Origin of the sequence: Paenibacillus sp. EKM10P, from assembly GCF_011800655.1 — a bacterium.
In the GTDB taxonomy this organism is placed as follows: Bacteria; Bacillota; Bacilli; order Paenibacillales; family Paenibacillaceae; genus Paenibacillus; species Paenibacillus polymyxa.
The window spans coordinates 25,134-50,165 of the sequence record NZ_JAALET010000014.1 but is presented as its reverse complement, the minus strand read 5'-3'; the positions used below and the strand labels follow the sequence as shown (position 1 = coordinate 50,165).

Annotated in this window: 20 protein-coding genes and 1 pseudogene; 10 read left to right on the top strand and 11 right to left on the bottom strand. The window is 43.1% G+C overall.

The genetic code is table 11. From position 1 onward, the window contains the following. Positions 1-92: 92 nt before the first annotated feature. Complete coding sequence (locus HFE01_RS27420; RefSeq protein ID WP_243208239.1) at positions 93-1,313, top strand: WXG100 family type VII secretion target; 1,221 nt, start codon at positions 93-95, stop codon at positions 1,311-1,313. Positions 1,314-1,328: 15 nt separating this feature from the next. Further along, entirely contained in the window at positions 1,329-1,661 is a 333-nt protein-coding gene (locus HFE01_RS22715; protein WP_017428546.1) for a hypothetical protein, read from the top strand. 153 nt (positions 1,662-1,814) lie between these two features. Here the strand turns inward: HFE01_RS22715 and HFE01_RS22710 are convergent, their stop codons facing one another. From HFE01_RS22710 to clpP, 4 genes are all read right to left on the bottom strand, one after another. Continuing rightward, positions 1,815-2,255, bottom strand: coding sequence for a hypothetical protein (locus tag HFE01_RS22710; protein WP_044786526.1), 441 nt, complete (start codon positions 2,253-2,255; stop codon positions 1,815-1,817). Positions 2,256-2,789: 534 nt separating this feature from the next. Continuing rightward, on the bottom strand, positions 2,790-3,455 hold the full coding sequence (locus tag HFE01_RS22705) for an MBL fold metallo-hydrolase (protein WP_044786525.1): 666 nt from the start codon (positions 3,453-3,455) through the stop codon (positions 2,790-2,792). Between the two features lie 115 nt (positions 3,456-3,570). Continuing rightward, complete coding sequence (locus tag HFE01_RS22700; RefSeq protein ID WP_044786524.1) at positions 3,571-3,777, bottom strand: hypothetical protein; 207 nt, start codon at positions 3,775-3,777, stop codon at positions 3,571-3,573. 68 nt (positions 3,778-3,845) lie between these two features. Further along, a complete protein-coding gene (gene clpP, locus HFE01_RS22695; protein WP_044786522.1) occupies positions 3,846-4,430 on the bottom strand; it encodes an ATP-dependent Clp endopeptidase proteolytic subunit ClpP in 585 nt (194 codons plus the stop codon). A gap of 198 nt (positions 4,431-4,628) precedes the next feature. Here clpP and HFE01_RS22690 point away from each other — a divergent pair, with 198 nt between their 5' ends. Next, the gene (locus HFE01_RS22690) at positions 4,629-5,354 is read left to right on the top strand and encodes an RNA polymerase sigma factor (RefSeq protein ID WP_044786520.1); all 726 of its coding nucleotides are present in this window, start codon (positions 4,629-4,631) and stop codon (positions 5,352-5,354) included. Between the two features lie 148 nt (positions 5,355-5,502). Then, a pseudogene (locus tag HFE01_RS22685) lies at positions 5,503-5,946 on the top strand (alpha/beta hydrolase); the annotation flags it as partial. A 153-nt stretch (positions 5,947-6,099) separates the two neighbouring features. On the opposite strand, the gene HFE01_RS22680 reads toward HFE01_RS22685, so the two are convergent. From HFE01_RS22680 to HFE01_RS22670, 3 genes are all read right to left on the bottom strand, one after another. Beyond that, complete coding sequence (locus HFE01_RS22680) at positions 6,100-6,630, bottom strand: DUF4303 domain-containing protein (protein ID WP_031463491.1); 531 nt, start codon at positions 6,628-6,630, stop codon at positions 6,100-6,102. 471 nt (positions 6,631-7,101) lie between these two features. Beyond that, complete coding sequence (map, locus tag HFE01_RS22675) at positions 7,102-7,848, bottom strand: type I methionyl aminopeptidase (protein ID WP_167438689.1); 747 nt, start codon at positions 7,846-7,848, stop codon at positions 7,102-7,104. A 26-nt stretch (positions 7,849-7,874) separates the two neighbouring features. Beyond that, positions 7,875-8,597, bottom strand: a complete 723-nt coding sequence (locus tag HFE01_RS22670) for a TetR/AcrR family transcriptional regulator (protein ID WP_039277256.1) — start codon at positions 8,595-8,597, stop codon at positions 7,875-7,877. A 342-nt stretch (positions 8,598-8,939) separates the two neighbouring features. Between HFE01_RS22670 and HFE01_RS22665 the strand changes: the two genes are divergently transcribed. From HFE01_RS22665 to HFE01_RS22645, 5 genes are all read left to right on the top strand, one after another. Then, complete coding sequence (locus HFE01_RS22665; RefSeq protein WP_025364821.1) at positions 8,940-9,209, top strand: CD3324 family protein; 270 nt, start codon at positions 8,940-8,942, stop codon at positions 9,207-9,209. Positions 9,210-9,608: 399 nt separating this feature from the next. Further along, positions 9,609-10,613, top strand: coding sequence for an alpha/beta hydrolase (locus tag HFE01_RS22660; RefSeq protein WP_107735043.1), 1,005 nt, complete (start codon positions 9,609-9,611; stop codon positions 10,611-10,613). A 202-nt stretch (positions 10,614-10,815) separates the two neighbouring features. Beyond that, positions 10,816-12,891, top strand: coding sequence for a thioredoxin domain-containing protein (locus tag HFE01_RS22655; RefSeq protein ID WP_107735044.1), 2,076 nt, complete (start codon positions 10,816-10,818; stop codon positions 12,889-12,891). 387 nt (positions 12,892-13,278) lie between these two features. After that, complete coding sequence (locus HFE01_RS22650) at positions 13,279-15,279, top strand: methyl-accepting chemotaxis protein (protein ID WP_107735045.1); 2,001 nt, start codon at positions 13,279-13,281, stop codon at positions 15,277-15,279. A gap of 149 nt (positions 15,280-15,428) precedes the next feature. Further along, positions 15,429-17,993 carry a response regulator gene (locus tag HFE01_RS22645; RefSeq protein ID WP_107735046.1) on the top strand — a complete coding sequence of 855 codons (2,565 nt, stop codon included), beginning with the start codon at positions 15,429-15,431 and terminating at the stop codon, positions 17,991-17,993. Positions 17,994-17,998: 5 nt separating this feature from the next. On the opposite strand, the gene HFE01_RS22640 is transcribed toward HFE01_RS22645, so the two are convergent. Next, a complete protein-coding gene (locus HFE01_RS22640) occupies positions 17,999-18,691 on the bottom strand; it encodes a response regulator transcription factor (protein ID WP_107735047.1) in 693 nt (230 codons plus the stop codon). A 548-nt stretch (positions 18,692-19,239) separates the two neighbouring features. Here HFE01_RS22640 and ectB point away from each other — a divergent pair. Next, entirely contained in the window at positions 19,240-20,502 is a 1,263-nt protein-coding gene (ectB, locus tag HFE01_RS22635; protein ID WP_107735048.1) for a diaminobutyrate--2-oxoglutarate transaminase, read from the top strand. Between the two features lie 93 nt (positions 20,503-20,595). Here ectB and HFE01_RS22630 read toward each other — a convergent pair whose 3' ends face one another. The 3 genes from HFE01_RS22630 to HFE01_RS22620 form a co-directional block, all read right to left on the bottom strand. After that, complete coding sequence (locus HFE01_RS22630; RefSeq protein WP_019687205.1) at positions 20,596-21,114, bottom strand: NAD(P)H-dependent oxidoreductase; 519 nt, start codon at positions 21,112-21,114, stop codon at positions 20,596-20,598. Positions 21,115-21,282: 168 nt separating this feature from the next. Then, the gene (locus tag HFE01_RS22625) at positions 21,283-22,407 is read right to left on the bottom strand and encodes a GGDEF domain-containing protein (protein WP_044786511.1); all 1,125 of its coding nucleotides are present in this window, start codon (positions 22,405-22,407) and stop codon (positions 21,283-21,285) included. A 95-nt stretch (positions 22,408-22,502) separates the two neighbouring features. Next, entirely contained in the window at positions 22,503-24,938 is a 2,436-nt protein-coding gene (locus HFE01_RS22620; RefSeq protein WP_044786509.1) for a glycoside hydrolase family 94 protein, read from the bottom strand. Positions 24,939-25,032 lie beyond the last annotated feature (94 nt).

The window sequence follows — 25,032 nt, the reverse complement described above, 5'->3', positions numbered from 1 at the left end:
TTCTGATTCTTATAACAATTAGGAATGAAGCAGGTTTTCCATAAATTAGAATAATGGTATTATGTCCTAACGAACTCAAAATGAGGTACATTATGACAACCATTAAAGTGACACCCGAACAACTTATAGCTGTCTCTAAGAAGTTTGAGCTTGCGCTGCAAACGGTGATGCAGATGAATAGTAAGTTATCGCAGCATATCTCGTTTATGGAACGATTCTGGGAGGGCATAACGAAAGAGCAATTCTATTACAGATTTCAAACATCCCAGAAGAATATGAATGAATTTGTTACACTTACAGATTCTGTTGCAAAAGAATTGCGCCATCATGCAGATAAGTTTAGATTAACTGATTTATTGGAAACAGGTAATATTGACGCCAGTTGTTTACCACCTCCACCTAATTCATGTTCTGTTCCTGCTCCAGATACTCGAAATGCTTTCCAAAAATCGGCGGATAGCTTAGCAGAGCTTGGCCAGGATTTTGTAGTAGCTAATTCAGAACGATATGAGAAAAAATTTGATTCATTCTGGAGCTTCATGGATTATATGACGTACGGTATTCCAAAAGGAATGTATCAAGGGTACATGGAACGAGCAGCCAAACAAAACGATTCATGGAATGACATGCTCAATTTCGGTACATTTGGAGTAACAGGCATGATTCAGGGTGCATTCAATCCTACCAATGCGTGGTCAAAGGAACACTGGGCTAATATGATTGGTACAGCAGGATTGATGATAGGTTCTACGTCGACCAAAGCACTGATTAAGCCCAAAAATCTTTTGGAGGGATCCGTTAAGTATGAAGGCGCTAAAAGTACGAGCAATATCTTAAAAGATAGTGAACAGCACCCTGCTCTTGGAAGAGAGTTTTATAGAGATATTGGTGAAGAATTTAGAAAAAATCCCGATGATCCTTTAAAAGAAGTTATTGGACCCGGAAGAGAGTCACATCCACAAGAATGGAATAAAATTATTGACGAATTACATTCAGAGGGAGTAGAAGTTATATATAAAGGCAACACAATGGCTTATTCCCCTAGCAAAGGTGGGCCCGGCCAACTAATAATAGATGAAGACGCTTCTATAGGAGCATTAATTCATGAGTATACTCATTACCTGGACGATTCAAAGCATGGATTCCCCGGAATGAGTTACCATTTTCAAACAATAAATCGTGTGAAAATGGAATTAAATGCATATATGAGAGAAATAAAAATTGCCGAAGATTTGGGACGTAATGATATTGCAAATATGTTATTTGAAAATTATATTCAAGAAAGAAAATTACTAACAAGTCATTTAAAATAATTCAGGAGGAATAAAATGAATATAGTAAAAAAATTAGAAGAAGGAAAATGTTCAATAGATGAGTTAGAAAATTTGCTAGAAGAAAAAAACCCCATAGTTTTATATCATGCAATGACACATATCGGAAAAGAAGGCATTCGTGCAGAGGAAATATTAAAAAAATTAAATGAATTGTCTTTAAAAAGGGAACCTCAAGATAAGCTTTTAGGTACCTATAAGGTGGGAGACTTAGCAATCGCTACTATGATAAAACTTGGAGAAAAAGAAGATGAGATAACTGGTTTTGAAATTTTAGATGAATTCGAAAAAAAGATGCTTTTCCGTCTGTTTGAAGAAGTCGAGTGGTAAGTCTCCTGTTCATCTAGATAAATGTACTCAGTTCAAAACTTATTTCACCTCGAACGCTGAGGAGAAATAAGTTTTTGATATTAGGAAATATTGGTGCATACGCGCAGTCGGCGAACACTTGGGATGAACGTCCCGGGATTATTCATTCTGGGCTCAATGTTTTTTTCGACAAACACTAATGATAGAAGGAGATAAAGGTGTGAACGGTGTTTTATCCCAGTCCGAATATTGATTTTCGATACAAAAGTCGGGGCTCGTTAATAAACGCTGAAGCGTGTCATTATCAGTAAAGCGACATGCAATTCGAGAAGTTGTTTTCTTCGATCCCCAATCACGAAACGTCGCCCAGTGCATGATCTGGTTACTTGAATCATACAACTGTGTCCCAGAAACCTTGACTTTAATTCCATCCTTATCGATAAAATTTCCCCAGATGCTTTCCTCTTGATTGGATAAATATACTTTCAAGGGGGTTCGGGTTTCAAAAACAAACAACCCATTTGGCTCTAGGTGCTTGTAGGCGGTTTCGAGTGAGGCTCGTTGACCCTCATCGCTCAAAAATGCCTGGAATGCATTTTCTGTCGAATATATCATGGAAAAACGCTTTTCGGATCGAATGTACGAGCACCTGCTTCAATAAAATCCACAGGCAAACCTTGAGCTTTAACCCGCGCATATTCAAGCATTGATGAAGAAATATCAGTACCTGTTATATGTATCCCTATTTTGATAAGTGAATGGTTGTCAATCCTGTACCACACCCGAGTTCCAGAACCTCGCCTGATTGAGTTAAGCGTTAGCTCGGTTCAAATTTCAACTTCAATAGCTGAGAAGAAAAATATTGGCATATGCATTGGAAAATCAGTATCTTCCGATCTTGTTAAAGTGGGGTCTTATATTTACAGTCTCGAGGGTTAATCAATTTATTGTATTATGAAAGATCTAGAAAGAATGAAACCATATAAATTTGCTTAATAGTATTGTTCACCGCCAACGGAAGCAGCAATCATTAATTCTTATTGAATTTTTGCGCTAGTCGCTACATGGAGGCATCTCACGTAACGGAAAAACCGGACCCTTTCGGTCTACAAGGGAATCCGGTTTTAATATCGTAACTAAGAGTAAATTTTATAATCCTTTGCTAAGTCCTAATATCTGCTCATTAACATTAGTATTACTTAATCCCCCGTGATAACAAACCACCGATGCAATGTCGAGATCCAAGTACTTTTTCAATGAGAGACGAGCTTCACTTATATTAGGTGTGGTAGGAGCATGAATTCCTCTGAGAATCCCGTTTTCGCTGTACATCGAATCACCAGCAATGAGAATCTTACTTTGCTTCAAATAAAGGCTGATATGACCAGGGGTATGCCCAGGAGTATGGATGACTCGAACTGTTACGCAAAACGGCAGCTCCTGACCATCTATTAAGGTAACATCCACTTGGCCCTTTGGAGGATTCTCAAGGTGTCCCTCTTTTAAAAGAGGGAGTTCCCCTTGAATATACGGCCTATCCAGTTCGTGCGCATATACTTTAATATTGTTGCCATACTCCTGCAAAATCTCAGGAAGACAACCTATATGATCCACATCCTGATGTGTCAAAATCACAGCTTTTAGCTTGCCAAACGACACGCCTACCTTTTCCATAGCCGAACGTAAATCTTCAATTTGTCCTGGAAATCCTGTATCTACTAACACTGCCATTTCTCGATCCCACAACAGAATGGGATGAATCCTGTTCCCATGAAAATCTAGTTGAAGTATTTCCACTCCCTTTGAGATTTCCATAATACCATGCCTCCGTAAAATGAAATTTCACCCATGCGGCTTGCCGATTCCACAAACTATGGAAGGATGGCTTAAACTTGTGGGATCGGCGATTACCTGTGATACTATGGTAGATTTATGGGGCGAATCCAACTCTGTAAGGTTGTCTTTCTTTAATATCGATGGTCACGGTGCGAATGGACGTAATTGGAATAACAAGCGTCTGATATTGCGTAAGGTATTTAACATACTTGTCGTCAATCTGGTCCAATACCCCGTCGCTTGCACATGTTCCGTCAATGAAATGAATAGTTACTTCCTTGCCTTGCAAACTTGCTAACATGAAATCACCTCGTATTTTTCTTGTAGTTTCTTGGCCAGAGCAGGGGATCATTAAGTCTTGTGCATACTCTACAAAGAAGTTATCACTTGATCGATGATGCCATACTCCAGTGCTTCCTGAGCAGACATGAAAAAATCCCGGTCCATGTCTTTCTCGACTTTTTCCAAAGGTTGCCCAGTCCGTTCAGCTGTGACATGGGTTGCCTTTTCACGAGTTAATAAAATTCTTTTGGCGCTGATCGCAATATCGCTGGCCTGCCCTTGTGCGCCGCCGTGCGGCTGATGGATCATAATTTCACTATTCGGTAGTGCCGAACGTTTCCCTTTGGTGCCAGCCAGCAAGAGGATCGCGCCAAACGAAGCAGCAAATCCCGTACATATCGTATGCACCTCGGGCTTGATGTACTGCATCGTATCATAAATGGCAAATCCTGCGGAAGTAGAGCCACCTGGGCTGTTGATATACATGTAAATATCTTTTTCCGGATCTTCTGCCGCCAGGAACAACAATTGAGCAATAATACTGTTAGCCAATTGATCGTCGATGGCTGCCCCTACAAACACAATACGATCCTTTAACAATCTGGAATAGATATCGTACGATCTTTCACCTTGAGCAGTTTGCTCCACAACATAAGGAACATAAACACTCATTTTTCATACCCCCATTTTCTTGGTTCAGTTGATTTCTTCTTGTAAACGAACCGAGACCGTAAAAAGATACGGAGTTTTAATGGGAAAAATGATTTGCGTTATGGTGTAACTTCTATAACCCCTTGTTCGTTTACAATGAAGGTAGCAAATGGCTTTGCTTTAGCAGAGGGCAGAATATGACCGTAGAGGAGAAGGCCTATGAACATAGATGATTCTATACAGATGACAGACAATTCAGTGAACATCCACAACTTTGACGAATTACAGGCGGTCCTGAAGCGTTACTGTCTGTCACTTACGAAATCAAATTGGGATGCGGAAGAATTGGCTCAGAATACTTGGGTAAAAGCATTAGGAAAGTTAAACAATTTCGAACATACCAATCCCAAAGCGCTTCTGCTGCGGATTGCTAAAAACACCTGGATTGATGAGATACGGAGAAAAGCAGTCTTCACTCGGATATTGAATAGGGAACAAGCGAAAGTGACTGAACCGGATCATGGAACTTATGAAATTGAGATAGCGTTGCAGTCCTTAATGAATCATCTATCACCGCTTCAGAGAACTGTCTTCCTGCTGCGAGATGTGTTTGGATATTCGATTCGTGAGACATCCGACATGCTTGAAACAACGGAGGGAGCGATAAAAGTTGCACTTCATCGGGCACGAAAATCGCTAGGAGCAGTTCAGGAGGAACTCTTAAAAGGCGAATTATCCTTACCAGAAAGTGAAAAATCGAAAACTTTTCTAAGGGCATTAACGGCTGCATATCAGATGGGAGATATTGCAACTTTGGTTATGCTTTCCTACCAGGATGTAATAGAACCAGAAGTTATGATCAGTATCGTCAATAATAAGTTGCTCTGGAGTCACATCTCAGCAAAACAAGCGAATTTCGATACCATAAGTATGATGGCGGCGTAGTTTTCTTATCATCGTAGTATCATAGGATAGAATCACAAAGAATATTATGATAAGGAAGACAACAACAAGCTGTTTTAAGCGAGGATAAAGTAATGATAAAGCAAAAATTGAAAATCGAGGGCATCCCGGCAATTTTGTGGGGTGGTGACAATGGTATGACATTAGTGCTTTCGCTTGTAGCATGGGTGCGTATTTTAGTTTGCTTGCTTATAATCATTTCCCACTTAGACAATGTCTGTTTCTTTCTCCGGTGCTAGATATGGATAGAATAATCAAAAATATGATGACATGGTTCAGTGTAAGTGAGGATAGATTAAAAGTTGAAAAAGAAATATCTACACCCATTGGGCGAACACTTTATTGGGATTATTACTGCTATGTTAAATCGCATCCAATTGATACATGGAATAAGCCAACTGCCATACTTTATGGCTCTGAAGATGACTTGTGTGAATATGACGTCATATCTACGTTTGCAAGCCGATTTCATTGCCAGCTAAAAGTGATGGAACGTGGAAAGCATTATTTTCACACCAAAGAGCAACTACAGTTTTATAGACAGTGGTTGAAAGAACATTTAACCGCAAAATAAGCATATGGGAAGCAAGGAGTTTATCTCGCTGCTTCCCATTTAACGTACCTTCCAGCGCCGTATTTATCTTCAAAAGGTTACAAATAAGTAGCTGGTAAGTGAGTGTTTGAGATTGGAAAAAAGTTAAACCATGTGAAAGAGAATGATTTAGTATTATTGATAACGATGCAAGAAGCCATCAACTAATTTGGCATTTGTCATCTGAATTACAGACTGATCTTCCAGTTCCTCGGCCATATCATCATCTGTCATGGACACGAAAAAAATAATATCTTCTTTGGATTGGCCGAATTGAGTAAAAAGTACATCGTCGGTTTCTTTAACTACCTTGGCCATAATTTTTATCATTTCATCTTTATAGTCCAACACATTGTCGGTTGCATACAGAAATTTGCTAATATGATTGAGGTGTGTTGTATCGCCATATTGATATTCGCTTAATCCCCATCTGTAATAAATTTCATCTTCCTTGCTGTTGCACAGGTCTTGGGCTTTCATGTTTGTGATATGTCTAACAAGTGATTCCTCCGTATTAACAGCTAGAAATAAGGTGACAAAATCGCTGTCTGTGCCAAACGCGCAAGCGTAAACTTTTTCATCCTTCACTTCTTCCAGTATGCTTTTGAGATCTTCCAAAAATCCTGCTCTAAATCTTTCCTCAAATTCACTCAGAAAATTGCTCAACTGTTCATATACTCCTTTATGAGTTTTATGCTTGATTATACTTTACTATTATTAGCATGACTCGTGTAGCCTACCACAATTATAGGAACTTGGTTGGTACGAAACAAATAAGCCTAGAACCTTTCCAGAACTTCTTTCACAGCTGGTTTAGAAATTTTGGTGTAGCATTTTGGATTGAGCTATTGATTGCTCAGCCAATAGCAAGATATGCAATGAAAAACATACATGCAAGATAGGCTAGCCAAGAGAGAGTGTAAATCCGTAACATGATACCAAAGTCATAATAAAAAACCGCATAACAATATGGTTTTTCGTAAATCGGTAAAGATACAAACCATGTAAAAAGGCGCTGGTTCCAGCCTAGGACCAGCGCTTTTTCACGTTTCGGATTACGAACTTTCGCCGGACCAAGCAGGCCGGTTTGGCGACTTATTCCTAAAATGACGCATTCCCGACTGTTTGTCTTTATTCTTACTGGGCCGTTAAAATCAGTGGGCCGTCCTGTGTAACTGCGATCGTATGCTCATATTGTGCCGACAACTTGCCGTCGGCCGTTCTCGCCGTCCATTGATCGTCGTCGATCGTAATACGAAATGTACCTTCGTTGATCATCGGTTCAATGGTAAACACCATGCCTTCCTTTAACCGAATGCCTTTACCCGCGATGCCGATATGCTCGTAGCTCGGCTCCTCGTGCAGGCTCCGTCCGATCCCGTGCGCGAGCAAATCGCGTACGACCGAAAACCCGTTTGCTTCCGCATGCTGTTGAATCGCCGACGTTATGTCGCCGAGCCGGCCCCCGGGGAGTGCACGGGCAATCCCTAAATCCAAGCATTCCTTTGTCACCTTCATTAATTTTTGCGCCTCCGGCCGGATATTGCCCACCGCATAGCACCAGCACGAATCGCCGAACCATCCGCCGTATTCCACGACGATGTCGAGCTTCAGCAAGTCGCCGTCCATAAGCACCTGGTTCGAAGGAATGCCGTGGGCGACCACATCGTTGACCGAAATGCAGGTTTCGGCGGGGAAACCGTTGTACCCTTTCGTAAACTGCTTGCCGCCTAGCTTGGTGATGTGTCTGGCAACAAAGTCATTGATTTCCCGAGTGGTAATCCCAGGCTCGATCAGTTTGACCACCTCTCGGTAGCAGCCCGCAACGATCTGGCTTGCCGGTTTCATTTCTTCGATTTCTCTAGGTGATTTTAAGATGATCATCTTTGATGATTCGCTCCTTATCCATTCTATAATTTTAAAAACCGGGCGATATCCCTGGCCTCCTCGTGCAGCTTTCCGCGACGAAGCGAAAGCGAGGCGCAGCCGACCAAGGCGGCCAGCAGCATTTCCGCGTGGTGTAGCCGATACGGCGACTCTGCCGTATTTTCGCCGGAAGCGGCAACCTCGTCCACCGCACGCCCAGTCTCCAGCAAAGCGGCAAGCGGCGCGAGCACCTCCCGGCGAAAAGCGGCCGAGAGTGGGGCCGAGCGCGCTTCAGGCAGCGAGGCAAAGCCCTCACCGGCCAGCTTATGCAGCAGGTACAGGGCGTGGTCCTCCGCCCAAAGCTGCAGTAGCCGGACGCCAGCGGCGGCGACGGGGCCAAGCTCTGCGGTAGCGGCCGTTTCGCGGCTTTTGCTTTGGGAATCCGCGGCAGACGTGTTCCCGATATCTGCCGCCACAGCCAAGCCGAAATGCCCGCGCGCCGGCGCCTGCCCCGAAGCCGAAGCACGCGGGGCCTCCAACCATCCCCCGGACCGCTCCAACGCGTCCCATAGCAGATCGTGGAGCAGATCACCCTTATTGCCGTAATAATGGTATACCGTGCCATAGCCGAGTCCCGCCTGCACGGCCACATCGCGGATTTCCAGTAAAGGCCCTTTATTCAAAAACACATCGGCAGCGGCTTTCCGGATTTGTGCCAGTCGCCGCAGCCGGATCTCTTCGTTTTGTTCCTTCGTTCGTGGAGACATCTCGTCCGTTCACCTCTTTTGTTTTTGACCTACTCTTATGTCAATATAAAACATCGGCTTACGAATAACAAGAGTCGAGCAAAAAAAGCGTCCCGACAGCACCTCGTAAATGGATGAAGATCAGGTGAGCAGAGTTATGCTATACTTGCGAAGTAAAAGGGGGTGCCTACTGATGGAGAATCTATTGGGATTGTCTGTGACTTCTTACACTCATGCAAAGCCAATTATTGAGAAAGCGTTACTTTGTATGGGGCGAAACAATTTTTTAACGCTGAACAAGCTTTTTTAATATTTTTGGCTTTGCACCTTATTTTAAAAAATCAAAATAAGGAGCGAGCAAAATTGAGATATACGAATGCTACAAAAGTTTTACCTCAAAAACTAATTATGGAAATTCAAAAATATGTTCAAGGGGAGACTCTGTATATTCCTAAGCCAAAAACGGAATATATGGATTGGGGCAGTTTGAGTGGCGGGAGAAGGTTGCTTGAACAGCGAAATGCCGCGATCAGAAATGCTTTTCAAAATCGTAGCAGTATTGAGCAATTAGCTAAGGAGTTTTTTCTCTCTACCGAAACCATTAAAAAAATTGTGTATTCACATAAAAAGTAGGGGGATACGCCAGCGAATATCGATCGATACCCCATGAAGTGGACATAAAAAACACCTATTTGCAAAGTGGCGTGGTGCTATACTCGCGTCAATAAATTTAGTTTTGGCTCATAACATGGTGAGATTAGGGCGTGACTGGATGATCGCGGTGAAAAACCAATCCGGTCACGTTTTTTTGTTTGGCAAAAGATTGGATTGCACCTCATTTTTTCATTATTGTTTTTATGTCAAAAATGATTCTAACTCGTTGTTTTCATTTATAAAGCTTATTTTAATCTTTAAAATATGAATATAAACGACAGCAACAGCGGATTTGGAACGGTGCCGATTCTGAATAAATGAAAGGAAACATGTATTGATTTATTGTCATTGAAACAAGAAAGTGGGGAAACGACTACCATGGGGGAACAAAAAAGTAGAAGTAGACATCTGATTGATCCAGAAATTATCAGTGCAGTTGATTTAATACCAACAACCGATCTTACCAAATCTACACTAATGGAAGCACGTAAAAACCAATCTCAAATGATGCAACCATTAGATGTAACGCAGATGTTCCCTGTTACATTAGAAAAAAAGATTGTGCCAAGTTATTTTAGTGGTCCAGATATTCAAATAGAAATCATTAAGCCTAAACAATCAAAGCATAATAAGTTGCCTCTATATTATTCTATACACGGAGGCGGAATGGTCTTAGGAAGTCCAGTCGTGGATCGTCCTGCTAATGCAGCTCTTGCTGCAGAACATGGTTTCTGTTGTGTATCTGTGTACTATCGCCTAGCGCCAGAGCATGTACAGCCAAGTCAGTTACAGGATTGTTATTCGGGCCTAAAATGGTGTATTGAACATGCGGAAGAGTTAGAGATAGATACTCAGAAAGTTGCCGTCGGGGGCAGTAGCGCTGGTGGTGGTTTGGCGGCTGGCTTAGCTTTGTACATTCGCGATCAGAAGGAATTCGAAATCCATCATCTAAGATTAATGAGGCCAATGCTAGATGACCGCACAAGTATCGCACCGGAGCATCCATACGCAGGAGAGTTTATTTGGACAAAACAAAGTAATTATTTTGGCTGGAAATCTGTATTGGGGATTGAACCGGGTTCTGAGGAGGTAAGTGAGTATTATGTGCCAGCCCGTGCAAAGTCATTGGCCGGGTTACCACCGACTTATATAAATATAGGTACCATTGATTTATTCATTGATGAAGCCTTATTTTTTGCTAAACAACTGGTCTTTGATGGTGTCTTAGTGGAATTACATGTTTATCCCGGGTACCATCATATGTCCCCCGCTTTTCCAGATGCGCATTTTTCAAAAGAAGGGACCAGAACAAGTGAATACGCCTTACTGAAAGCTCTGAACATATTTGATATAAACGCTAATGAGTATAATGCTAAAGGCTAATAAGGTACGATTGCAGTAAACAAAGCACTGTTGGAGAATACCCATCAGTGCTTTTTCATACCTACTTATGACCTGAATAAACAATTAATTGATAGATTCGATAAAAGGTCATTATCTTTTTTCTGTTCTTCCGACTTTTACCAACCATTTAGGGTAAAATAATACCGAGCATAAAATCCAACTACGGAAGTGGTGATGCCCCATGTCAACGAGCAGCAAACCGAATAGATTAGCCAAGGAAAAGTCACCGTATCTATTGCAACATGCTTACAATCCGGTAAACTGGTTCCCTTGGTCAGATGAAGCTTTTGAAATTGCTAAGCGTGATAACAAGCCTATTTTCTTGTCGATTGGCTATTCGACTTGTCATTGGTGCCATGTAATGGAGAGAGAATCTTTCGAGGATGAAGAGGTAGCTGAGGTATTAAACCGGGATTACATATCCATTAAAGTGGATCGAGAGGAACGTCCGGATGTGGATCATATCTATATGTCCATCTGCGAGACGATGACCGGGCATGGGGGTTGGCCGCTGACGATTTTGATGACGCCGGATCAGAGACCTTTTTTTGCGGGTACGTATTTGCCCAAGGAGCAGAAGTTTGGGCGTGTCGGACTTTTGGATTTGCTAAGTAAGGTGGGAATCCGGTGGAAAGAACAGCCGGATGAGCTGATGGAGCTGAGTGAGCAGGTGCTTACCGAGCATGAACGACAGGATTTGCTTGCAGGTTATCGCGGAGAACTGGATGAGCAGTGCTTGAATAAAGCTTTCCATGAATACAGCCACACCTTCGATCATGAATATGGTGGCTTCGGAGAAGCACCGAAGTTTCCTTCTTCACATAACTTGTCTTTTCTGCTGCGATATGCACAACATACGGGGAATCAGAAGGCATTGGAAATGGTAGAGAAGACACTGGATGCGATGTCACGGGGCGGAATCTACGACCATGTAGGCATGGGATTCTCAAGGTACTCAGTGGACGAGAAATGGTTGGTGCCGCATTTTGAAAAAATGCTGTATGACAACGCTTTGTTGGCCATCACGTATACAGAGGCTTGGCAGGTGACAGGCAAGAGACTGTATCGACAAATCACTGAACAAATTTTTACATATATTGCAAGAGACATGACGGATGCAGGAGGTGCCTTTTATTCGGCAGAGGACGCGGATTCTGAAGGAGAAGAGGGTAGATTTTACGTTTGGAGCGACTCCGAGATTAAGACTGTACTGGGCGATGAGGATGCCGCTTTTTTCAACGATTTGTACGGGATCACACCTTACGGTAATTTTGAAGGCCACAATATTCCAAACCTGATTGATATCAATCTGGAAGCCTATGCGAACAAGCATGATTTGACCGAGCCAGAGCTGGAGCAGCGGGTCAGTGAGCTACGGGCCAAGCTGTTTACTGCTAGGGAGCAGCGGGTTCATCCTCAAAAGGATGACAAGATTTTGACCTCGTGGAACGGGTTGATGATTGCTGCTTTGGCCAAGGCGGGGCAAGCTTTTGGAGATACCAGATATACTGAGCAAGCTCGAAAGGCAGAGACGTTCTTGTGGAACCATTTGAGACGGGAGGATGGACGCCTATTGGCACGGCACCGGGATGGTCAGGCAGCTTACCCCGGCTATGTAGATGATTATGCTTTTTATGTGTGGGGCTTGATTGAGTTGTACCAGGCGACCTTCGATGTACAGTATCTGCGGCGGGCACTGACGCTTAATCAGGATATGATTGATCTGTTTTGGGATGAAGAACGGGACGGATTATTCTTTACCGGTTCAGATAGTGAACAATTGATATCCAGACCCAAAGAAATTTATGATGGTGCGATTCCGTCGGGTAACAGCATTGCGGCCCATAATTTTGTGCGGCTTGCGCGGCTAACGGGGGAAACTCGATTGGAAGACTATGCAGCCAAGCAGTTTAAGGCTTTTGGCGGGATGGTTGCTCATTACCCCTCAGGCTACTCAGCGCTGCTCAGCGCGTTGTTGTATGCGACGGGAAAGACGAAAGAGATTGTGATTGTGGGTCAAAGGGATGATCCGCAGACTGCTCAGTTCGTTCAGGTGGTTCAAGCTGGTTTTAGGCCGGATATGGTTGTTGTTTTGAAGGATAAAGGACAGCCAGAGATTGCAGAAATAGCTCCTTATATCCATGATTACGATCTTGTGAATGGCAAACCAGCCGTATATGTGTGTGAGCATTTTGCTTGTCAGGCACCGGTCACCCATCTCGACGATTTTAAGGTTTTGCTGGATAGAATGGAATAAATCATATTTAATCCCCTTGCGGGTGTAGCATATGGTGATTTCGATCAATGAGCCTATGTGTGCCACCTTCAAGGGGATTATTTTATGTAAAGAGGTAGGTATAGTGTGGGGAAACTAACATTTTCTTAACATCTACATTGCATTTTATTTAATAATTTTTAGGTATATTATATCAAAGAACCGGTTCCGTTCAGCCTTGTGGCGCTCAAAAATAAGTACATATACCTATTCAACTAGCGTGTTTATATCTTTTTATATCGAAGCATTTCAGCAAGAGATGTGAAAAAACGTGAGAGAGAATCTGTCAGGTGACCTGTCATCATCGATAAGACGAAGCGGTTCACCATAGGTTACAAAATTCTGGCGATGAAATGGAGATGCTTAGTAATGAAGAAGTTTTCAGAAAAAAAACGGAAGGTGTCGAGGATGCTCAGTAAAAATTTCAAAACAAAGCTAATGGTGGCCTTTATTGCATTTTTGATCATACCATCCATGATCGTGGGTGCTCTGTCGTTTGTGAGCGCTAGTCAGCAGATTCGAAACCAGATTGAAGAGAGCGCCGAGCAGGCTATAATTCGTACAAATTTTATCATTGATAGTGCCATTGAGCCCAAGATACATGATGCAGAATATTTTGCAGAAAGACTAAAAGGCAATCGGATCGAGACGGAGGAACAAGCAGCTAAACTGGAAGAGTTGTTTAAGCAATATGCTGCACTTCACCCAGAAGCAGAATCCATCTATTATGGTACGAAAGATGCTAAAATTACAACCTATCCACAAAAGCAATTACCCGATAATTATGATCCACGTATCAGACCTTGGTATGATGAAGCGATAAAGGGACCAACAAAGACAGCGATTAGTTCACCTTATCTTTCGGCAGATTCAAAGCAGATGACGGTTACGGTGTCGAGAGCAACGACAGATGGATCGGGTGTTATTGGCATTGACCTGAAAATTAGTGGTATTAAAGATACATTGAACAATATTAAAGTAGGCCACGAGGGTTATGCCATATTGCTGGATAGCAACCATACTTACATTGTTCATCCAACGAAGACAGCAGGCACCAAAATTACAGATATTGAATCACGTATGTTTCAAAGCGATACTGGTGAATACGAATATGAATATGAAGGTCAGCTCAAGTATATGAACTATGCGACCAATAAGCTGACAGGCTGGAAGATAGGCGGAACGCTTTATTTATCTGAAGTCGATGAAGCAGCTCAGCCGATTTTGATCAGCACTTTGCTTACCATTGTTGGTTGTCTTGTGATTGGTGCTATCATCGTTTATTTCCTGATCCGTTCCATCATTAAACCGATTATAAAACTTAAAGAACAGGCGGAAAATGTGAGCGCCGGGGATCTGACACAGGACATTCAAGTCATGAGCAAAGACGAAATTGGACTATTAGGAGTAGCTTTTCAGAATATGCAGAACAACTTGCGATCTGTTATTCAGAATGTAGGAAACAGTGCAGATCACGTCGCTCTTTCTTCGAATGAGCTGACGGTAAGCGCGGAACAAACCAGCGCTGCAAGCGAGCAGGTGTCCCAAGCCGTGCAAGAAATTGCTAGCGGTGCGGAGAAGCAGACTATGGGGCTGGAAAATAACTCGGTGGCACTGGATGAAATAGCACATGGAATCACTCGAATCGCTGAACGCTCGACTTCAGTAGCGGATCTGGCCAGACAATCTGCCTTGCAAGCTGAGGAAGGACGAAAATCTGTAGAGCAGACAGGCGAGCAGATGAATTCCATTCACGAGTCAGTAGAGCGTTCCAACCGGATGATTCAAACCTTGCAAGCCCGCTCTCATGAAATTGGAGAAATTACGAAGGTCATTGGCGATATCTCCAATCAGACGAACCTGTTGGCGTTGAATGCAGCTATTGAGGCAGCCAGAGCAGGTGATCATGGTAAAGGCTTTGCCATCGTCGCGGATGAGGTGCGTAAGCTGGCAGAACAGTCTCAGAGTTCTGCCACCCAGATTGCCAACTTGATTGGCGAAATTCAACATGAAACCGAAACTACGGTGGAGACGATGGATAGGGTTACGACTGAGGTGAAGGACGGGCTACAGATTTCCAAAGCGACCATTGTGAAGCTGAATCATGCGATGGAAGGCATTCGAGAGACCACGCCTCAGGTAGAGGAGGTTGCTTCGATAGCCCAGCAAATCTCAGCCAGTGTACAAGAGATTGCAGCGACAGCCAATGAGCTGGCGACGATTGCAACCGGTAATGCCGCTACATCTGAAGAAGTGGCCGCCTCCTCAGAAGAGCAATTGGCTTCCATGGAGGAAATTTCAGCCTCTGCTCAATTGCTTTCCAATATGGCTGCTGATTTGAAGGTGATGATCAGTCGTTTCAAATATTAAAACGAGCTTGAACCTTATGGAATCTATAGTACAATGAATGCTCGGGACAGTTCTTTAAGCCTAATGGCATAAGGAATCTGTCCTGAGTTTTTTTATATTTCCGATACAGCTTCTCGCAACGTATGGGAGATTACAAGGAGGACGAACACTTGGTTCGAGATTTGTTGCTATATACGATCGTGATATTATTATTAGTTTTGATTTTTCAGCGTCAGCTCATTCGTCAGGCGTTCACGGGCGTCTTATACGGGCTGGCAGGAGTTCTGTTCTTATATTTTGGCATAAGTGATGGAACACTGCTGACCTGCGGGTTGGAAATAGGGGTTGGTCTATTGTTCATAACTCTGTTTGGGCAGGCACTAATCCCCGCCAGGTATACAAATGGACAGCGTTCGATTGACAAAAATCATGATCTGCTAACTTTACTTCGAGTTCAACCTGGCTTTACCTTCAGGTTGGAGAAAAGGGGGGATGAATTTTATTATATGCTGCTTGATGGTGAATTGCTGGAGCGCATGGGTCTGAATCTGCAAGTCAATTTCAATAAATGGGAGCATGTGAAGCGTATCGGGGATATTTTGGAGCTTTCCTTTGAAACACTGGAGCAGCTTACCGAATACTACAAACAGGCTTGGTTCGGTGATCGGACCGTATTTGAATTGGAGTTTTGGGAATATTCAGCTTTAATTACCTTGCATCCTGTCAGGGACGAGGGGCTCACCAGATATGTCATCGGTCATGTATTGGATATTACGGAGTATAAAGCTTCCGAGCAGAAAAGAAAGGAGATGAGTGAATCTAACCATGCAAAAAGTATTTTTCTAGCTCATATGAGCCACGAAATTCGAACGCCGCTGAATGGCATCATTGGCCTCTCAAAGCTGTTGAGTAAGACTCAACTGACTGACGTTCAACATGATTACCTCCATAAGCTGCTCGCCTCCTCGCGTACTCTTTTGTCCATGCTCAATAATGTCTTGGATTTTTCTAAAATGGAGGCCCGTAGGGTAGAACTGGAAAAGGCGGAATTTGAGCTGGAAAACATGCTTCGGCATCTCGCAGATACCGTTGGGATTTTGCTGGAACATAAAAAAGTAGAGATCGTTTTCATAGTGGACCCGAAATTACCTAAAAGGTTCAAGGGAGATCCGCTTCGAATGGAACAGGTGCTTTTAAATCTTCTGACCAACGCCATTAAGTTCACGGACCAGGGACATGTATTGTTACAGGTAAAAATGGTAGGCCAGCAGGACGGACGAGTGAGTGTCTCTTTTATGGTAGAAGATACGGGCATAGGCATTTCCAAGACCGGAATGGACAAGCTATTCGTCCCTTTTACGCAAGTGAGTACATCAACCCACAGATATGGGGGTTCCGGGCTGGGTTTGGCTATTAGCAAACAATTGGCTGAAGCTATGGGCGGTAGTGTAGAAGTGCAAAGCTGTTTAGGAGAGTATAGTCAATTTTACTTTAATCTGGAGCTTGAAATAGGGGATTTTAATGCGAGAAGCACACAGCTGGAAAAACCAGTCAACGGCAAAGCCTTAATCATTGCACAGCATGAACTGGTGAGCCACAGCCTGAACGAACTACTGCAAGATTTGGGGCTACAAACACTCACCGTTTCATCCTTACAGGAATATTCAGACGCTTTTCAAAAGGGTGAACATTTTGATTTGGTTATGATTGATATGGGGATGGAAGACTTTAGAGAGCTTGAATCACGCAGGCATTGGCTTCATATACTGGATAAGCAAATGACTCAGGTCATTGGGCTTACAACCGTGTTCCAATTGGAAGAAGTAGCCGCTGAAGCTACAGAGCAGGGGGTAGATGCCTTTTTGTATAAGCCAGTAACCCGGAACGCTCTTCTGGAGGTGCTCCGCTTGAGACCCGAGCAGGAAAAGCCAGTGTCTGTAGATAATCATAGTCTGGAAGCTGTTGCAACAATGGACCTTCAATATGAAGTTGGGGTCTCAACACAAAAATATCAAATCCTCATAGCAGAGGATAACGAGATTAGCCAAGTAGTGATCACTGAGTTTTTGGCAGAGCGTGGTTTTGAGGTAACGATAGTCACAAATGGAAGAGAAGTTATAGAATTACTGGAGCGGTGCTCATGGGATATGGTGCTGCTTGATCTGCATATGCCGGAAATGGATGGTTTTGAGACGGCCAGACATATTCGAAGAAACAGAGCTTTTAACAGACTCCCCATTATCGCTTTTACCGCGGATGCTGTGCAGCCTGAGCAGGAGGTTTGTCTTCGTGCAGGCATTAATGATGTGCTGCTCAAGCCTGTACATGAATTAACCGCAACAAGAATGTTAAATAGCTGGATTCATTTAGCGTGGCTGCAAGAATTACATGGTATTCACGCGGAAAAAGCGATAGCCGGTATGGATGGCAAGGTGTATATTTTTCAATTTGCCCTACATAAATGGATACAGGAATACCAGTATCTTGATAATAGAGTTGTGAGAAAAATGGACAATGGTCAGTTGTCTTCTGCTCTTCGATTAATTCACTCGCTGAAGGGAGGAACGGGGAATCTGTGTGCGACTGATCTGCTGGCAAAGGTGATAATGCTGGAGAAAGCATTGAAGCGCAGCAATGAAACCTCAGGGGGAGAGCTGTATCCAGACTGGAGAGAGCAACTGAGTAGGGTTCAAAAGGAGATTAATCAAATTAAATCATCCATTCCCTGGATCTAGCTGCGTTAATGCATAAATTTGTAACCGACTCCCCAAATGGTCTTAATCAATTGCGGTTTCTTGGGGTCTTTTTCGATCTTTCTACGTAAATGGTTAATATGTACGTCCACTGCCCTCTCATTAATAAAAGAGTCTGTGCCACGGAGAGCCTGAATCAAGGCATATCTACTAAATACAATTCCTCGGTTCGTATAAAAAAGTTTCATTAGCTCAAATTCCGAATAGGTCATCTCTACCATCTGACCATTAACGGTAACCATTCTTCTCGCCAGATCCAAAGTAATGCCTGTTTCAGGTTCAGCTACAGGTGAAATGCCTCTTCCTTGCAAGCGTGTGATTTTGATCCGACGGAAAAGAGCTTCGATCCGTGCTTTTAGCTCTTGCATACTAAAAGGCTTGCAAATATAATCATCTGCTCCCAACGTAAGTGTACGAATGCGCTCTGAAATGTCGTTTTCTGTAGAAATCACGATGATTGGTACGTCCGTATGCTTGCGTATCAGTGGGCAGGGATTCACGCCATCCAAATCTGGAAGCAACAGATCTAGTAAAATAATATCGGGCTGTACCCTATCGAGTCGGGCAATACCCTCAGTCGCTTGTTCCACTCGTGTAACGTGGTAGCCTTCCCCTGTTAAATATAAGGAGAGAGTGTCACCCAGCATATTATCATCTTCAATAATTAAAACATTAGACATGATGTGTTTCCTTATCTATTTTTAAATTTAGCAAGTTCTTTTGATAGAGTAAACTCCTTTGGTCAGTCTGTCAAAAGCTCAGCTTTATTATGGAAATCCAGTCTCCGGACGATCTAGATATATATCTATTTGATATGAAAATGTACTATTTTTGAGATTTATTACTATATTACGTCATATTTCATATTTATTTAACAATATACTGCAAGGAAATGTCCTAAAATTACAATAAATTAACAAAAGATCTCAGAAACATGCATTGACTTTAATGAAAATTATGGTATTTTATTACATAGGAGTTGACATCCTCTGACAGACCTCTTAGAAAACCCCACTATTTAATCTTCTATTCATCTTACTCTCAATGTGCATCTCTGTTGTATTCTTTTGTACTCTATATGTTCTTGTGATCGTACTCAAGATTTTATGGTGTGGATATCCCATTGTGAATTCAGACTGTCTACTCATTTTAGATTACATATTTACACTTTTTTTGCTTTCCATGCTTGTATTTTTCAAAAATCAGGTCAGCGGGAGGACGAATATTTATGAACACATTCGAAACACTGGAGTCCAATGTAAGGTCTTATTGCAGGAGTTTTCCAGTTGTTTTCAACAAAGCAAAAAACGATGTTATGTACACGGAGGCAGGAGAGGGATATATTGACTTTTTCGCCGGTGCAGGGGCTTTAAATTATGGGCACAATAATGACTTTATGAAAAACCGGTTACTAGATTATTTAACCTCCGATCGGATCATGCATGGTCTGGATATGTACACCACGGCCAAGCAAGAGTTTATAGAGTCTTTTTCCGAGCGTATTCTCCGGCCTAAGGGCTTGAATTATAAGCTTCAATTTTGCGGACCGACGGGAACCAATGCGGTGGAAGCAGCACTGAAACTTGCGCGTAAGGTAAAAAAAAGAAATGGTGTTTTTGCTTTTATGGGCGCGTTCCACGGTATGTCGCTCGGTAGCTTATCGATTACCAGCAATAACTCCATGCGAGAGAGCGCAGGAGTCCCACTGAATAATGTTACCTTTATACCTTATAACAGCACATTTAACGGAATGGATACCATTTTGTACATGGAACAGCTTTTAACAGACACTCATTCCGGTGTGGAGAAGCCTGCTGCGATTATTTTGGAAACGATACAGGCTGAAGGCGGTATTAATATTGCAGATAACGAATGGCTGCGTGATTTGCGACAGCTTTGCGATGATCATGATATTTTGCTCATTGTTGACGATATTCAGGTCGGCTGCGGCCGAGTTGGTTCGTTCTTCTCGTTTGAGCGAGCAGGCATCGTGCCTGATATGGTTGTCTTGTCCAAGTCGATCAGTGGATACGGTCTGCCAATGTCCTTGTTGCTGCTTAAGCCAGAACTGGATATTTGGAGTCCTGGTGAACATAACGGCACCTTCCGTGGAAATCAGCTAGCGTTTGTCGGAGCAAAGGCGGCGCTGGAGTTCAGAGACACGGTTGGGTTGGAAGCCCAAGTGAAGGAAAAAGAAGCTTTTGTTCAGCAGTTCTTGCGTGAACATATCCAAACAATGGATCCACTTATTGAAATCCGCGGCTTGGGACTGATCTGGGGAATTGATGTGACCCATCTGGGAGAAGCTTTCGCCAAGGAGGTTGCAACTCTCTGCTTTAGTAAGGGGCTTATTATTGAGCGAGCTGGGCGTAACGATACGGTACTTAAAATTATGCCAGCGTTGACGATAAGTATGGAGAACTTGAGCAAGGGCTGCAATATTATTAAAGAAAGCATGGCTCAGGTAACGAGTAACTTGGTTACGCTGTAAATGTAATTCTATCAGCAAAGCCCCTTGGTTGGAGCCAACGTCTGCTGTAGGGCAAGCAGGTGTGGGCACCTTCCAAGGGGTATTTTGTGTAAATTAAGAAATAACCGCCTGTACGTATTTTTGTGCAGATTGCTCCAACTGCTCATCTGTCAAAACTCCGGCACCATACTGCACGAAATAAGGGAGCAATTTGACACCAATCAGAAGGCCTGTAGCTTCAAAAGGTCTCAATAGCTCTTCGATCGTATATCTGTTTCGTCCGTCATGTTGATAGTTTTCCTCCACGCTGGCAGCAGACAAGGCGATCAACAGCTCTTTGCCCTGTAGCTTGTCACCTTCGCTTCCATAAGCCCAGCCGTAGGTTAAAACCTTATCCAGCCATTTTTTCAGCAGGGGAGGACTGCTATACCAGTAAAAAGGGAATTGCAGAACGATACGATCATGCTGCTCTAGCAGTTTTTGCTCATGGGCAACGTTGATTTGCTCATCCGGATATATTTCATACAGGTTGTGAACGGTCACACTGGATTGCTTCTTGAGTTCTTGCATCCATCTTTTGTTAACGCGAGACTCTGCAAGATCAGGGTGAACAACAATAACGAGTGTTGACATGTAAAACCATCTCCTTAAAGCTTATTTTTCGTAAGTAAATAACCATTCCGCGTGTAACCATTTTAGTTTGCAATCCATAAAATTGTCAACTCTTCTCAATTTTAAGTTTCTACATACAAAAAAACTCCGACAACTATATGCCGGAGTTGCATTAAATGCATTTTTACATTAAGCGATATGGTTAAGAGCAACAATTTTATTTTTACCGGAGCGCTTGGCTTGATACAAATAGTCGTCTGTCTCCTGGAAAAATACATCTTTGTCTTTGTTCATATCCTCGGTATAGCTTTTTAATCCAATGCTTACGGTTACAGAAACGATTTGCATTTTCTCCTGAAAGGTCATTTTCTCCACTTCACGCCGAATGTTCTCTACAATCTGATAAGCTTCCTCAAAAGTATGCTCAAACATCAAAATAGCAAACTCCTCACCGCCATAGCGGGCCGGAATGTCATTTGCTGTAATCTGCTCTGTAATAATTTGCGAGATGCCTTCCAAAATTTTATCTCCAAACTGATGCCCGTAAGTGTCATTGATCTTCTTGAAATTATCAATATCCACTAACGCCAGATGGATGATCGCGCCTTGTTCGGCATATTCCAGTGCTTTTTCATAAAAGTTTTGGAAAGACAAATGATTGTATAGCTTCGTTAAACCATCAGTCATGGACATTTTACTAATAATCGCGTTACTGATCATTAATTCCTGCTGAGCACGCTTTGTTTTGTATAAATCCACTAACAAATCGCGGCCGCTGGCCTGAATAATGAGGGCAATAAAGGTGGACATAATCAAAAATGTCGGAATCGCCACGATATCAAAGTCTGACAAATAGCTGCGGAATGATCCATCTATTGCTAGCAATAGAAAGAAGACGATCACTTGCAATACAAAAGAAAGCCATATTAAGCGACGATTGAAGAACAAGATTGAAGAGAAAATAGGCAACAAGCACAACGCTGGAATAATCCGAATGTCATAGTTAAGGCGAATAATCATCCAACAAATGACGGTGCTTGCCATAAACAGAATCACAAAAGAATACCTGTTAAATTTAAAATGTGCCAGTTCTGCAAGTAAGTTGGATCCACTCATGATTAGTGTGGGAACAATAAGGACCCCAACGTAAAATTCATAAGGCGAAGCGGAATAATCAAGGAATAAGTAGCTGCCCAGCTGGACGATAAAATGTACGGTTATAATCATCCAGTAAAGTAATAACATTTTGCGCACCCAGCGGGCTTGCTTTGTTCTGTAATCCATGGTTTGAGTAAGCCGTTTTGTCTTGTTCATGATGTCACCACACTTAATGTATCTATAGCCATTCTCGTATTATAAGATACTATGTGGTGAAGTTGAAGCTAATTTTTTTGAAGGGCACGAACTCGTTAGCCCAGTAACACTTTTACCTGGTGAATAGTTCCATCTCCTGCAACCGGCAGAATATTATTCGTTAGAACAGTGCCATCTACGGTAACTGTAGCTACACCTTTGGAGACGTGCTGTGGATTCGTGATATGAATCACATAGGTGTCGCCTCGGAAGACACGGGTGACTGTGAATTCTCCCCAGGATTTGGGGATGCACGGATCAATACGCAGACCCTCCCATTCCGGCTGAATACCGAGGATGGATTGAGTAATAGCTATAAAATTCCAAGCCGCAGTACCCGTTAGCCAGGAATTTTTGGCTTCACCTTCACGAACCGCATCCTTGCCCGCAATCATTTGAGCATACACATATGGCTCGGTACGATGAATGTCGCTGATGTCCTCTAGATAAGCGGGAGCAATTTTGCTATACAGCTCGAAAGCGCGATCACCGCGTCCTATGACAGCTTCTGCCATCATAATCCAGGGGTTATTGTGACAGAAAATACCTGCATTTTCCTTATACCCAGGAGGGTAAGAAGAGATTTCACCCAGATTAATATAGTAGCGGGAATAAGGCGGATGTTGTAGTACAATGCCGTAGGGAGTTTCCAGCCGATCACGTGTAGAGTCGAGAGCTTTATGAGCCAGGCCTTCTTCAATTCCAATTCCTGCCATTACACAGAAGCCTTGAGGCTCTATGAAAATTTGCCCTTCCTCACAATCCTTGCTCCCTATTTTGTTACCATAATGGTCGTACGCACGCAAGAACCATTCCCCGTCAAACCCATGCTCCAATGTGGCTGTCCGCATACGATCCACATGTCCTTGAGCGGTGACTGCTTCTTCATTCAAACCTCTGCGCTTGCAAAGCTCAATAAAATCCGGTCCAGTATACACGAATAGTCCGGCGATAAACACAGATTCGGCTATGCGGCCCTCCAAATTCTGTGTCGTCTGATAGGACTCATCTGGTGTAGCAGAAAAACAGTTGAGATTCAGACAGTCGTTCCAGTCAGCCCGGCCAATGAGCGGAAGACCATGCGGACCGAGATTGTCTACAACATGATAAAAAGAACGCTTCAAATGTTCAAACAGCGAAGCGGTACGATCTATATTCCCGTCAAAGGGAACTTGTTCATCCAGTATGCCAAAGTCTCCGGTTTCTTTGATATATGCTGAGGTACCGACAATAAGCCACAGCGGATCGTCGTTAAAGCCACCGCCAACCTCGTGATTTCCTTTTTTGGTTAACGGTTGGTACTGATGATATGCCCAGCCATTTTCAAATTGAGTAGAAGCGATGTCGATAATCCGTTCCCTTGCCCGCTCCGGTATTTGGTGGACGAAGCCGAGCAAGTCTTGATTTGAATCCCGAAAACCCATACCACGTCCAATACCGGATTCAAAATACGAAGCCGAACGTGACATATTGAATGTAACCATACATTGATACGGGTTCCATATGTTCACCATTCGGTTCAGCTTATCATCGTGACTTTGAAGGGTGTACTTGGACAGCAGATTGTTCCAATAACTTCGCAGCTCACTTAACGCACGTTCCACATCGGTTTCATCCCCAAATTGCGCGATCATAGCATGAGCCTGTTTTTTGTTAATAATACCGGGGGACTCCCATTTTTCTTCCTCTGGGTTTTCCACATATCCGAGTACAAAGTTACAGCTTGTTTCTTCGCCCGGCTCCAGTGTAATCTCAATGCAATGCGATCCGATAGGGGACCAGCCGCTGGCTATCGAGTTAGACGCTTGCCCTGCGGTGATGGTGTGGGGCTGATCCAGTCCGTTGTAGAGACCCAAAAAAGCTTCACGGTCTGTGTCATAGCCCGCCAGCGGACGATTCGCAGAGAAAAAAGCATAATGATTGCGGCGCTCACGGTATTCTGTCTTGTGATAAATGACAGAGTCCTGTATTTCAACTTCGCCTGTGTTCAAGTTACGCTGAAAATTGGTCATATCGTCATAGGCGTTCCACAGGCAAAATTCGACGAATGAAAAGAGTTTGATCTTTTTAGTTTGTAACGATGTGTTCTGAAGCTTGACCTGGTGGACCTCGCCGTCAAAAGATAGGGGCACAAAAGCTAGTTGCGTAGCCCGAATCCCTCTGCGTTCCCCCATAATTGAGGTATATCCAAGTCCATGACGACATTCATACTGCTCCAGGTCCCTTTTAACCGGCATCCAGCCCGGAGTCCAATAATCTCCATCAGCATAAATATAAAAATAGCGACCACCGCTATCGACAGGAATATTGTTGTACCGGTAACGTGTTAAGCGACGTAAGCGAGCATCTCGATAAAATGCATAGCCGCCGCCTGTATTGGAGATGAGTCCAAAAAATCGTTCATTACCTAAATAATTAATCCAGGGATACGGAGTTTGAGGGGTGGTGATGACATATTCTTGGTTGGCATCATCGAAGAAACCATACTTCATGGCGCAGGACTCCTCTCAAATTGGAAAAATAAAAGACCCAACACATGATTATATTCAAACATACAGCAGTTCTTCCTTAAGAAATACATTTCCT

Bases quoted from the DNA above. Each gene is read 5' to 3' on its own strand.
- HFE01_RS22670 (WP_039277256.1), bottom strand. From the start codon at position 8,597: ATGTCTCCACGAACGAAGGAACAAAACGAAGAGATCCGGCTGCGGCGA.
- HFE01_RS22620 (WP_044786509.1), bottom strand. From the start codon at position 24,938: ATGAAGTATGGTTTCTTCGATGATGCCAACCAAGAATATGTCATCACC.
- HFE01_RS22650 (WP_107735045.1), top strand. From the start codon at position 13,279: ATGAAGAAGTTTTCAGAAAAAAAACGGAAGGTGTCGAGGATGCTCAGT.
- map (WP_167438689.1), bottom strand. From the start codon at position 7,848: ATGATCATCTTAAAATCACCTAGAGAAATCGAAGAAATGAAACCGGCA.
- HFE01_RS22640 (WP_107735047.1), bottom strand. From the start codon at position 18,691: ATGTCTAATGTTTTAATTATTGAAGATGATAATATGCTGGGTGACACT.
- HFE01_RS22690 (WP_044786520.1), top strand. From the start codon at position 4,629: ATGAACATAGATGATTCTATACAGATGACAGACAATTCAGTGAACATC.
- HFE01_RS22705 (WP_044786525.1), bottom strand. From the start codon at position 3,455: ATGGAAATCTCAAAGGGAGTGGAAATACTTCAACTAGATTTTCATGGG.
- HFE01_RS27420 (WP_243208239.1), top strand. From the start codon at position 93: ATGACAACCATTAAAGTGACACCCGAACAACTTATAGCTGTCTCTAAG.
- HFE01_RS22700 (WP_044786524.1), bottom strand. From the start codon at position 3,777: ATGTTAGCAAGTTTGCAAGGCAAGGAAGTAACTATTCATTTCATTGAC.
- HFE01_RS22715 (WP_017428546.1), top strand. From the start codon at position 1,329: ATGAATATAGTAAAAAAATTAGAAGAAGGAAAATGTTCAATAGATGAG.
- HFE01_RS22660 (WP_107735043.1), top strand. From the start codon at position 9,609: ATGGGGGAACAAAAAAGTAGAAGTAGACATCTGATTGATCCAGAAATT.
- HFE01_RS22655 (WP_107735044.1), top strand. From the start codon at position 10,816: ATGTCAACGAGCAGCAAACCGAATAGATTAGCCAAGGAAAAGTCACCG.
- clpP (WP_044786522.1), bottom strand. From the start codon at position 4,430: ATGAGTGTTTATGTTCCTTATGTTGTGGAGCAAACTGCTCAAGGTGAA.
- HFE01_RS22625 (WP_044786511.1), bottom strand. From the start codon at position 22,407: ATGAACAAGACAAAACGGCTTACTCAAACCATGGATTACAGAACAAAG.
- HFE01_RS22630 (WP_019687205.1), bottom strand. From the start codon at position 21,114: ATGTCAACACTCGTTATTGTTGTTCACCCTGATCTTGCAGAGTCTCGC.
- ectB (WP_107735048.1), top strand. From the start codon at position 19,240: ATGAACACATTCGAAACACTGGAGTCCAATGTAAGGTCTTATTGCAGG.
- HFE01_RS22710 (WP_044786526.1), bottom strand. From the start codon at position 2,255: ATGATATATTCGACAGAAAATGCATTCCAGGCATTTTTGAGCGATGAG.